General features: G+C 67.1%; 8 protein-coding genes and 4 tRNA genes. 5 read left to right on the forward strand and 7 right to left on the reverse strand.

Features of this window, described 5'->3' with window-relative positions:
- Nucleotides 1–33 precede the first annotated feature (33 nt).
- The 5 genes from ACLJQZ_RS46165 to ACLJQZ_RS46185 all read right to left on the reverse strand — a co-directional run bounded on the left by ACLJQZ_RS46165 (nucleotide 34) and on the right by ACLJQZ_RS46185 (nucleotide 6,097).
- The gene (locus ACLJQZ_RS46165) at nucleotides 34–588 is read right to left on the reverse strand and encodes an HIT family protein (RefSeq protein WP_410627840.1); all 555 of its coding nucleotides are present in this window, start codon (nucleotides 586–588) and stop codon (nucleotides 34–36) included.
- Nucleotides 585–2,630 carry a threonine--tRNA ligase gene (gene thrS, locus ACLJQZ_RS46170; protein ID WP_410627842.1) on the reverse strand — a complete coding sequence of 682 codons (2,046 nt, stop codon included), beginning with the start codon at nucleotides 2,628–2,630 and terminating at the stop codon, nucleotides 585–587. The genes ACLJQZ_RS46165 and thrS overlap by 4 nt, the downstream gene beginning before the upstream one ends.
- A gap of 139 nt (nucleotides 2,631–2,769) precedes the next feature.
- Entirely contained in the window at nucleotides 2,770–3,384 is a 615-nt protein-coding gene (locus ACLJQZ_RS46175; RefSeq protein WP_410627844.1) for a malonic semialdehyde reductase, read from the reverse strand.
- 182 nt (nucleotides 3,385–3,566) lie between these two features.
- Nucleotides 3,567–5,096 carry a sugar transferase gene (locus ACLJQZ_RS46180; protein WP_326950053.1) on the reverse strand — a complete coding sequence of 510 codons (1,530 nt, stop codon included), beginning with the start codon at nucleotides 5,094–5,096 and terminating at the stop codon, nucleotides 3,567–3,569.
- A gap of 929 nt (nucleotides 5,097–6,025) precedes the next feature.
- Nucleotides 6,026–6,097, reverse strand: a tRNA-Val gene (locus tag ACLJQZ_RS46185).
- 395 nt (nucleotides 6,098–6,492) lie between these two features.
- On the opposite strand from ACLJQZ_RS46185, the gene ACLJQZ_RS46190 reads away from it, so the two are divergent.
- The 4 genes from ACLJQZ_RS46190 (at nucleotide 6,493) to ACLJQZ_RS46205 (ending at nucleotide 7,287) form a co-directional block, all read left to right on the forward strand.
- Nucleotides 6,493–6,918, forward strand: coding sequence for an SsgA family sporulation/cell division regulator (locus ACLJQZ_RS46190; protein WP_033293569.1), 426 nt, complete (start codon nucleotides 6,493–6,495; stop codon nucleotides 6,916–6,918).
- Between the two features lie 125 nt (nucleotides 6,919–7,043).
- Nucleotides 7,044–7,116: transfer RNA gene (locus ACLJQZ_RS46195), tRNA-Gly, on the forward strand.
- A 24-nt stretch (nucleotides 7,117–7,140) separates the two neighbouring features.
- Nucleotides 7,141–7,211: transfer RNA gene (locus ACLJQZ_RS46200), tRNA-Cys, on the forward strand.
- A 1-nt stretch (nucleotide 7,212) separates the two neighbouring features.
- A tRNA-Val gene (locus ACLJQZ_RS46205) sits at nucleotides 7,213–7,287 on the forward strand.
- Between the two features lie 50 nt (nucleotides 7,288–7,337).
- On the opposite strand, the gene ACLJQZ_RS46210 is transcribed toward ACLJQZ_RS46205, so the two are convergent.
- Nucleotides 7,338–8,546 (reverse strand): tyrosine-type recombinase/integrase, encoded by a 1,209-nt coding sequence (locus ACLJQZ_RS46210; protein WP_410627856.1) that lies wholly within the window; start codon nucleotides 8,544–8,546, stop codon nucleotides 7,338–7,340.
- Nucleotides 8,547–8,699: 153 nt separating this feature from the next.
- The gene (locus tag ACLJQZ_RS46215) at nucleotides 8,700–9,110 is read right to left on the reverse strand and encodes a helix-turn-helix domain-containing protein (protein WP_410627846.1); all 411 of its coding nucleotides are present in this window, start codon (nucleotides 9,108–9,110) and stop codon (nucleotides 8,700–8,702) included.
- A gap of 152 nt (nucleotides 9,111–9,262) precedes the next feature.
- On the opposite strand from ACLJQZ_RS46215, the gene ACLJQZ_RS46220 reads away from it, so the two are divergent.
- Nucleotides 9,263–9,643 (forward strand): histone-like nucleoid-structuring protein Lsr2, encoded by a 381-nt coding sequence (locus ACLJQZ_RS46220; protein ID WP_410627848.1) that lies wholly within the window; start codon nucleotides 9,263–9,265, stop codon nucleotides 9,641–9,643.
- Nucleotides 9,644–10,230 lie beyond the last annotated feature (587 nt).

Below are 10,230 nucleotides of genomic sequence, written 5' to 3' on the forward strand. Positions count from 1 at the left end.
TGAACCCTCAACCAGGGGTTGCCGGTTACGTATTCACCAGGCGTCGGCCAGCAGGTCGCGCGTCTCGCCCAGCAGCTGCGGGAGCACCTTCGTCTGGCCGATCACCGGCATGAAGTTCGCGTCGCCGCCCCAGCGCGGCACCAGGTGCTGGTGCAGGTGCGCGGCGATCCCGGCGCCCGCGATGACGCCCTGGTTCAGCCCGATGTTGAACCCGTGCGCGCCCGACACCTCGCGGATCACCTTCATCGCGTGCTGGGTGTACTCCGCGACCTCGCGCGTCTCCTCCGGCGTCAGGTCGGTGTAGTCCGCGACGTGCCGGTAGGGCACCACCATCAGGTGACCCGGGTTGTACGGGTAGAGGTTCAGCACCGCGTACACGACCTCGCCGCGGGCGACGATCAAGCCGGTCTTGTCGTCCATCGACGGGATCCGGCAGAACGGGCAGCCGGGCTCCTCGTCGCCGTCCGGCTTGTCGTGGCCCTTGATGTAGGCCATCCGGTGCGGGGTCCAGAGGCGGTGGAACGTGTCCTGGACCCCGACGCCCTGCTGCTCGACGAGGTCGGGACCGGCTTCGGGACCGTCGCTCACCGGACGACCGTCGCCAGCGCGTCGGCCGAGGGCGACGCGTTCTCGCGGCCCTCGATCCAGCCGGCGATGGCGGCGACGGCGTCGGCCACCGGCACCCCGTTGATCTGCCCGCCGTCGCGGAAGCGGAACGACACCGCGCCCGCCTCGACGTCCTTCGCGCCGGCCAGCAGCATGAAGGGCACCTTCTGCGTGGTGTGCGTGCGGATCTTCTTCTGCATCCGGTCGTCGCTCGCGTCGACCTCGGCGCGGATCCCCTTGGCGCGCAACGCCTTCTCGACGTCCCGCAGGAAGCCGACCTGGTCGGCGGTGATCGGGATGCCGACCACCTGCACCGGCGCCAGCCACGCCGGGAACGCGCCCGCGTAGTGCTCGGTCAGCACGCCGAAGAACCGCTCGATCGAGCCGAACAGCGCGCGGTGGATCATCACCGGCGTCTGCCGGGTGCCGTCCGGCGCCGTGTACTCCAGCTCGAAGCGCTTGTTCTGGTTGAAGTCCAGCTGGATGGTCGACATCTGCCAGGTGCGCCCGATGGCGTCCTTGGCCTGCACCGAGATCTTCGGGCCGTAGAAGGCCGCGCCGCCCGGGTCCGGGACCAGCTCGAGGCCGGAGTCGACGGCGGCCTGCCGCAGCGTCTCGGTGGCCTCCTCCCACTCCCAGTCCTCGCCGATGAACTTCGCCGAGTCGCCGCGGGTCGACAGCTCGAGGTAGAAGTCGGAGAGGCCGTAGTCGGCCAGCAGGTCCAGCACGAACTTCAGCAGCGACCGGAGCTCGCCCGGCATCTGCTCCTTGGTGCAGTAGATGTGCGAGTCGTCCATCGTCAGGCCGCGCACGCGGGTCAGGCCGTGCACCACGCCCGACTTCTCGTAGCGGTACACCGTGCCGAACTCGAACAGCCGCAGCGGCAGCTCGCGGTAGGACCGCCCGCGCGAGCGGAAGATCAGGTTGTGCATCGGGCAGTTCATGGCCTTGAGGTAGTAGTTCTCCTCGTCGAACTGCACCGGCGGGAACATGGTGTCCGCGTAGTAGGGCAGGTGGCCGGAGGTGTGGAACAGCTCGCCCTTGCTGATGTGCGGGGTGTTCACGAACTCGTAGCCGGCCTCCTCGTGGCGGCGGCGCGAGTAGTTCTCCAGCTCCCGGCGGATGATGCCGCCCTTGGGGTGGAACACCGGCAGGCCGGAGCCGATCTCCTCGGGGAAGGAGAACAGGTCCAGCTCGGCGCCGAGCTTGCGGTGGTCGCGGCGCTCGGCCTCGGCGATGCGCTCCAGGTAGGCGTCCTGCGCCTCGGCCGACTCCCACGCCGTGCCGTAGATCCGCTGCAGCTGCGGGTTCTTCTCGCTCCCCCGCCAGTACGCGGCGGCGACGCGGGTCAGCTTGAACGCGGGGATGAACTTGGTGGTCGGCACGTGCGGACCACGGCAGAGGTCACTCCAGACACGTTCCTTGGTACGCGGGTCGAGGTTGTCGTAGATGGTGAGCTCGCCGGAAGCACTACTGTCCACCTCCATCACCTCGGAAGTGTCCACTGCGTCCACTTCGGACTTGAGGTCGACCAGCTCGAGCTTGAACGGCTCGTCCGCCAGTTCCTTCTTCGCCTCGTCCACGGAGTCGAAAACGCGCCGCGAGAACTGCTGGGCGCCCTTCACGATCTGCTTCATGCGCTTTTCGAGCGCCTGCAGGTCTTCCGGGGTGAACGGGGTGTCGACGGCGAAGTCGTAGTAGAAACCGTCCTTCACCGGCGGGCCGATACCGAGCTTGGCCTGCGGGAACTGCTGCTGCACGGCCTGGGCGAGCACGTGCGCCGCCGAATGGCGGATGACGCTGCGGCCGTCCTCGGTGTTCGCGGCGACCGGCTCGACCTCGGCGTCGGCTTCCGGGGCCCAGGCGAGGTCGCGCAGCTTGCCCTCGGCGTCGCGCACGACGACGACCGTGTCCGCGCCCTTGGTCGGCAGACCGGCTTCGCGGACCGCCGCGCCCGCCGTAGTGCCCGCCGGTACCACCACGCGGGAGGCGGCCACGGGGGAAACGGGGGACGGCTGCGACACGATCGGCTCCTCGAACTGGAGTGACAAAGACGACTCCGACGATGCTAGTCGGCGGCCGGTTCGCGCCTCACAGGCGTCCACGAATGCCGGACGGGCCGCCTCCGCGCCGGAGACGGCCCGCCCGATCGGGGTAGTCAGTTCAGAGGGTCTCGACGACCTGGTCGAAGTCCAGCCGCGGCAGACGGTCGAACCACGGGTTCTCCCCCGGCTTGCCGACGTTGACCACGACCAGCGAACGCCACTGCTTGCCGTCGAGGAACTCCTTGTCGACACCGGCGGCGTCGAACCCGGTCATCGGGCCGGCGGCGAGCCCGGCGGCGCGGACGCCGATGATGAAGTAGCCGACCTGCAGCAGCGAGTTCAGCTTGGCGAACTCGACGCGGCCCTCTTCGTCCGAGAAGTTGTCCTTCGCCTGCGGGGCGTGCGGGAAGACCTGCGGGAGGTTCTCGTGGAAGTCGACGTCGGCAGCAAGCACGACGGTCAGCGGCGCGGCCTCGGTCTTGGCCTGGTTGCCCGGGGACATGTGCGGGAGCAGGCGGGCCTTCGCCTCGGCGGTCCGGAGCACCAGCGCGCGCAGCGGCTGGGTGTTCATCGACGTCGGGGCCCACTTGACGAGGTCGTAGATCGCGCGGACCTGCTCCTCGGTCACCGGCTCGGAGCTGAAACTGTTGGCGGTGCGCGCGTCGCGGAACAGCAGGTTCTGGACGTCCTCGGGCAGCTGGAGGGCCTCGGTCCGCTCGGCAAAGGTGGTCATGGGGCGCGTTCCTTCCGTGGTTCGGTACCCCGTGCAACCTGATTGAGCGTTGAACTATTTCACTCTCAACCACTTTGGTGCGTGAAGTGGATCACCCGGGCCCGGGAACGAGCACGGCCGTCGATCCCCCGCGGCGGGGATCGACGGCCGTGGCGCGGAAAGCGCGGTGGAAACCGGACGGGTCAGTAGGCGCCCTGACCGCCCATCACCGCGCGGAACGTCTTCCAGAGGATCACCAGGTCCAGCGCGAGGGACCAGTCCTCGACGTAACGCAGGTCGAGCCGGATGCTCTCGGCCCAGGTGAGGTCGGAGCGCCCGCTCACCTGCCAGAGCCCGGTCAGGCCCGGCTTCACGAGCAGCCGGCGGCGCGCGTCCGGCGCGTACTGCGCGGTTTCCTCGGGCAACGGCGGCCGCGGGCCGACGAGCGACATCTTCCCGGAGACGACGTTGAACAGCTGGGGCAGCTCGTCGAGTGAATACCGGCGCAGCAAACCACCCACACGGGTGATACGCGGATCCCGTTTCATCTTGAACAACGGGCCCGCACCCTCGTTCTCGGCCTGGAGCTTCTTGCGGATCTCGTCGGCGTTCGTCACCATCGTCCGGAACTTCAGCATGGTGAACACAGCGCCGTCACGCCCGACGCGGTGCTGGCGGTAGATCACCGGGCCGCGGTCGTTCAGCTTGATCGCGACCGCGATCGCGAGCAGCAGCGGGGACATCATCGTGAGCAGGAACGCCGAGCCGGCGCGGTCCACGATCTCCTTCACCACGCGGCGCCCGCCGGTGAACATCGGCGCGGTGACCCGCAGCAGCGGCATCCCCAGCACCCCGGTGACGTTCAGCCGGGGCCCGGCCACCTCCATCAGCACGGGCGCCACGACCATCTCGGCGCCGGTGCCCTCCATGTCCCAGGCCAGGCGCTGCAGGCGCTTCGGGCTCCAGTACTGGTCCGCGGTGATCGCGACGACGCGGTAGCCGCCGCGGCGCACGTGCCGGGACAGCTCTTCCAGCCGCCCGACCACCGGGACGCCGTCGATCTCCCCGCTGTCGCGGTCGGCGCCGTGCCCGGTGAACGTGCAGGCCGCCTCGACGCGCCACCCGACGTGGACCTCGGAGCGGGTGCGGGCGATGAGGTCCGCGACGGTCTCCGGGCTGCCCGCGGCCATCACCGGCAGCAGGCAGAGTCCCTTGGCGCGCTTGCGGTGCAGCACCTGGCGCAGCAGGTAGCGCTGCGGGAACGCGACGAGCGCGATCGCCGGGACGACGACGAACACCCAGACCTGGACCTCGAGCGCGCCGAACAGCAGCCCGCCCAGCGCCACGAGGACGGCCGCCGTGATGAAGCCCCGGCCCAGGGTGCGGTACTCCTCCGCCCCCTCGCCGAGCACGCGCGGGCTCCACGCCCGGCTCACCGGCAGGGAGACGAAGATCGCGAGGATGGTGCCGAACGCGTGCATGTCGTGCGGAGCCACGCGGTCGATGACGAACGCGCTGATCGCGATCACCAGCAGCGTCACGAAGACGTCGCTGCCGATGACCCAGGCTCTGTATCTGGCCTCCCAGGCCGCCGGTAGCGCCTTGGGTGGCGGGGTTCCGGCCGGATCTACGGCCGGAGCCCCGTCCCGCTTGGCGGGTCGCGGGATGGCTTGAAGGTCGATGTGCGGCGGTGGCTGGGCCACCGTGTACGAAGGCCGCACCGACTCTTCCATCAGACCTCCCGGAAACAGGAATCGGAGTTGTAACCGCGGGCACACTGCGTCACCGAGAGTGATTTCGGAGAGTGATCGCAAACTCGGTGGTCGCGCTGGGGCCGCGGAAGCTTCACAAGGCAAGGTATCGGCGACTCTCTCAGCATCGTTACAACGATTTCGAGCCACATGCTGTGCGTCTTCCCCGCCAGAAAATGGCCGAAAGATAACAAGATGATGACGATGGGTAATAGCGCGTATCCCGAGGAAAACTACGCAATGTAGCCAAAAATGCGATACCCGCACCCGGGTGGACGCTGCCCGCCCGAACGGCCGAGCGGCCGGCGGAATCCACTGTGGACATCGCGAGGGACCGGCGGTCCACAATGGATCGAACGGCGCCGTGGCGGGCCCGGGCGGTCCGCCGGGTGATCACGTGGTGACGTTCGCCGCCAAGTCGTCACTCGTGCCGGTTTCCGTCACAGATCACCCTGCGCGAGCGGACCACGGTCCGAACGCGGCCGAGCCGGTGATCCACCAGCTGCACACCGTGACCGCACGGTCACGGCGGGACGGCCCGGCGCGATCACGCCGCCGTCGCGTGCCGAGGATCACACCACCACCTCCCAGCGTGGCCAGGTTCGACAGAAAGCCACCGACACGGCAGTTTCCGAAAGAACTTCCGCCGGACCCGTGGCAACCGGGTCCGAAGCTCTGTTGACAGCTCATACGGCGGATTCGAGGCGACAGTTCACTCCGGATCGCACGCCTACCCGCGCGGGGGATGAACGCCGTGATCGCGCCAGCTAAAAGCGCCCGCGAAAAGTGACCACACGCTGGGGGTCCGGGGGCTTGCCCCCGGCGGGGGCGTGGGGGCTCGGCCCCCACAAGACACAACGAGAAGAGCCCTGTTTGCGCAGTCCGCAAACAGGGCTCTACCGCGATTCGGGTGGGCGATACTGGGATCGAACCAGTGACCTCTTCGGTGTGAACGAAGCGCTCTCCCCCTGAGCTAATCGCCCGCTCGGGGTGTTGGGGGGTAACTGTAGCGCACGACTTCAGAACGCCTGCAAACGGGTGGTCCTGAGCGACCACACTCCGCTTACCGGCGAGTACGGAACGAACAACCCCGAGCTAACCGGGGTTGTGAGGCCCGGAGGCCGCCCGACACGACGTTCGACATCCGTGCGACGGTGCTACCACGCGGCGATCAAACCGCGCAGTATGGACAGGTGGGACCCTCGCGGGCGCGTCCGTCGTACTGCGTGCCGCGGGTGAACCACGGACGACAGACAGGGGCCGATGCGCCCGGACGGGTGATCTGCGGCTTACCCGCGACGGAATCGGCCTCCCGGTGCGTCCCAATGGTGACGCCCTCGGCCAGGCCGGGCCGGGAAGGGAGACGAGGGGTAGGACGATGCGCAACGATCACGTGACGCTCCGCTCGACGGCGGTCTTCGACCTGCTGGCGCCGCGGACGCCCGCGGTTCCGGTGAAGGTGGAGCTGCGCTACGACACACGCGACCCGTACGCGGTCGTCGCCGCCTTCCGCACCGGCCGCGCCGGCTGGGTCGAGTGGGTTTACGCACGCGACCTCCTCGCGGACGGCCTCCTGGCCGACGCGGGCGACGGCGACGTCCGCATCCGCCCGTCGGTCGAGGACCCGGAATCGGTGCTCATCGAGCTGAACTCGCCGTCCGGGCACGCCATGTTCGAGGCGTCCGCCCAGGAACTGGCCGACTTCCTCGACCGCACCTACGACGTGGTGCTGCCGGGCAACGAGCACCTGTGGGTCGACGTCGACGACGCCCTGACCCACCTCATCCCGCACGATCTGGCCTGATCACGGCGCCGCAACGGCCAAGTGACACCCCGGTGTCAAAGCCGTTCGCGGGGTTCGATATGGTTTTTCCACACCACGGCGACGGGGTGAGGCACACAGCCTCAAGGCCCCGGGAGCTGCGGAGTGCGGATGTAGCGCAGCTGGTAGCGCATCACCTTGCCAAGGTGAGGGTCGCGGGTTCGAATCCCGTCATCCGCTCGGTAGGCTCTCGAGGCCTGGCACGGTGGAGTGGCCGAGAGGCGAGGCAACGGCCTGCAAAGCCGTGTACACGGGTTCGAATCCCGTCTCCACCTCGCGCGATTAGCTCAGCGGGAGAGCGCTTCCCTGACACGGAAGAGGTCACTGGTTCAATCCCAGTATCGCGCACCACCTGAAACAGCAGGTCAGAAGCCCTGTCCCTCCCCGGAGGGGCAGGGCTTCTACTCGTCAGTCGGCGACAATCCGGCGACGGCACCCAGCGCCGATATGGCCCGCCCGGACCGCAAGTGCGGGAACCAGGACACCAGCTTCGCCCGCTCCCCCGGATACAGCGACGCCAGCGACCGCAGCCACCGTTCTTCCAGGACGTCCAGGATCTGGTTCACCATCGCCGGGGTCACGTGGTCATAGACCCGGGCCATGCCCTTCATCTTCTGGCCCAGCCGCGCGCGGCGGGCGACCTCCGGGATCCCGTCTTCGGTCAGCCACGTGGCGTGCGTGTGCCGCCCTTCGTGGAACGTGAAGGTCGGCAGGATCGGCGGCCGCCGCTCCCCCGCCCCGGACTCGTCCAGCTCGATCCCGTCCCACGCCGGCCGCCAGAACCGGATCCGGAAGTTCGACCGCCGCCACGGATGCCCCTCCGGCGTGGACAGCACGAACGGATCCCGATGGCTGTCCATCAGCTCCTCGTAGAGCACTGCGATGCCCGGCGGAAGTGCCACGAACCGAGTCCCCGCAGGGGTTTTCGTCCGGCCCTTCTTGGGCCGGGAGTTCCCCCGGCGGGTCGGCGGCCGCTGGCGGCCATCCGAGTGATGATCATCACCCTTCCGGCCTCCTTTGTAGACCTTCCCGCCAACCTCCTTCAACGGCGACCGGATCTCGATCCCGCGACGCTCGGAGTCGTACTCATGCCGCTGCTGACCGACAAGTTCACCCCATCGGGCTCCCGTGTAGACATCCATTAAGCACAGCACAAACCCGGACATACCGAGTCCCAGCTCGTAAAGCCGCATCGCAGCCCGCAGCGCCTGAGCCGGCGTGGCCACCAGACGCTCGGTGTCGAACTCCCCATTAGTCACCCGAACGCCGTTGCACGGGTTCGCCGGGATCATCCGGGCACGCACGGCACCGTTCAGGATCGTGGAGAACAACGCGAAGTACGAGGACACCGACGACTCAGCGAACTCATCATGCAGCTCCGAAAGCCACCGCTCGATCTCGACGTACCCGTTGAAGATCGCGACCAGCGGCCACGCCCGCCACTGCGGCAGCAACTGGTTGTCGAGGAACGAGCGGTACTTCGCGACCGTGTTCAGCTCCAACCGCGGCGACACCGCGTCCAACCACTCCTCGGCGAAGTCGTCAAACCGAGTCTCCCCGTCACGCGGGTCCAGCCACAGGTTCCGCCGGATCAGCGCCTCCTGTTCCACCCCCCAGTTCTCAGCCGCGTCCTTGGTCGGGAACCCTGACTTGCTCCCCCACGTCCCATCGGGACGCTTGTACCGGGCACGCCACTCGCCCGTACTGGGCTCTTCCTGGCCGTGGGCCATCCTTCACTCCTCTTCTCTGTTGCTCCGCCCGCATCACGCGGCGCGGAAGTCCTGGGCAACGTCCGCAACGGACACCCGCCTGCGCGGCGGCTTCACCTGGGCAGCGCTGAGCCGCACGATCTCGGTGACATCGGCACGTGTGAACCGGTAGTGCTTCCCGAATCGGCGATGCGGCAGCACCCCGGCAGCGGCTTGAGCCTTCAACGTCCTGGGCGACAGTTGAAGCAGTTCCCCGGCCTCCTCGGCAGTCAGCAGCGCGTCCGGATCGGCCGGCGGCTCCGGCACCATCGCCCGGACCGCCGCCGCCAGCTCACGGATCGCAGCAGCGACCACGTCATCGCAGTCCTGCCTCTTACCCTGTTCGGTTTCCATCGCGCACTCCTTTGCTTTCTCGTTGATCCACCACAGGCCGACAGGGAAGTGTTCGCCATAGCGCACAGTCATCCGAACCGACGACCCAACAACCAGTCAATAGATGCTCGAAACAAATCCAAAGAACCTCGTCAACACGTGCACCCCGCGCACTACCATTATTTCAGGACGCTACTATTCGTCGACGTCACAAACGAACAGGAACAGAAAGAAGGTTGATGCACATGGCCAAGAAGGTCACTATCGAGATATCCGACGACACGGACGGCAGCCGAGCCGACCAGACCATCCCCTTCGGACTCGACGGCGTGACGTACGAGATCGACCTCTCCTCCGCGAACGCCAACAACCTGCGCACAGCACTGGCCCCGTTCGTGTCGGCCGCCCGACGCACCGGAGGACGCCGCATCAAGGTGGCAGTCGGCCAGGCCACCGAAAGCACCAAATCAGAGCCGCAGGCAACTGGCGAATACACGGCGACACACGACATCCGCTCATGGGCTCGCGATCACGGCTACGAGGTGAGCGACCGGGGGCGAATCTCAACTTCAATTATCGATGCCTTCAACACATCCCTCGAGGCCGACAAGAAGAGGCATCCTTAACGGCCTCGAAACCGACCAAAATCCAATTAACCTTCGACCCCCTGCACGATGACAGTTCAGCACTTCGAATCGATCGCCTCTAACTCCGGAAAAATGCCAGCCAGGAGACAAGCCAGCTTGAAGTCGACTGAAGTCCTCCGCCAGGTAGGGGACTTCAGTCTTCAGAGTCCGATCCGGACGGCAACCGAGAGCACTCTCACTACCATCGGAGTGTGGATCGTTGCTCCACCGATCACTCGATCGAGCGAACCCTCCGTACCGCCTGTAACAGGGCACGGGACACACACGACCCTTCCGGCAACTGATCGACTTAGGACACCCTGAATGCGTCCTGGGTCAGCGGAGCTCGTTGCTCAGGGGGCACGGTGCGTTTGGCATGGATCGAAGCGCGACACTTCCGGTCTTTCCGGGAGGTCCGGATACCGGTACGTGAGCACTTGACGGTGGTCATCGGCGAGAATGATGGCGCTCTGTGATTAGGGCCAGTCCTGCTCTCTGAAAATCCCCAGTCGGGTGTCCTGTCGGCGCGTCGTTTGCGCTGGTCAACGGCCCTCGGGTGACGGTTTCGGTGTTGATCACCGTGGATT

Source organism: Amycolatopsis sp. cmx-8-4 (genome assembly GCF_046548675.1).
Lineage (GTDB): Bacteria > Actinomycetota > Actinomycetes > Mycobacteriales > Pseudonocardiaceae > Amycolatopsis.

What these genes read in the sequence shown, in the direction of transcription:
- ACLJQZ_RS46175 (WP_410627844.1), bottom strand. Translation starts at nt 3,384, where the DNA reads ATGACCACCTTTGCCGAGCGGACCGAGGCCCTCCAGCTGCCCGAGGAC.
- ACLJQZ_RS46180 (WP_326950053.1), bottom strand. Translation starts at nt 5,096, where the DNA reads ATGGAAGAGTCGGTGCGGCCTTCGTACACGGTGGCCCAGCCACCGCCG.
- ACLJQZ_RS46190 (WP_033293569.1), top strand. Translation starts at nt 6,493, where the DNA reads ATGCGCAACGATCACGTGACGCTCCGCTCGACGGCGGTCTTCGACCTG.
- ACLJQZ_RS46215 (WP_410627846.1), bottom strand. Translation starts at nt 9,110, where the DNA reads ATGACTGTGCGCTATGGCGAACACTTCCCTGTCGGCCTGTGGTGGATC.
- ACLJQZ_RS46220 (WP_410627848.1), top strand. Translation starts at nt 9,263, where the DNA reads ATGGCCAAGAAGGTCACTATCGAGATATCCGACGACACGGACGGCAGC.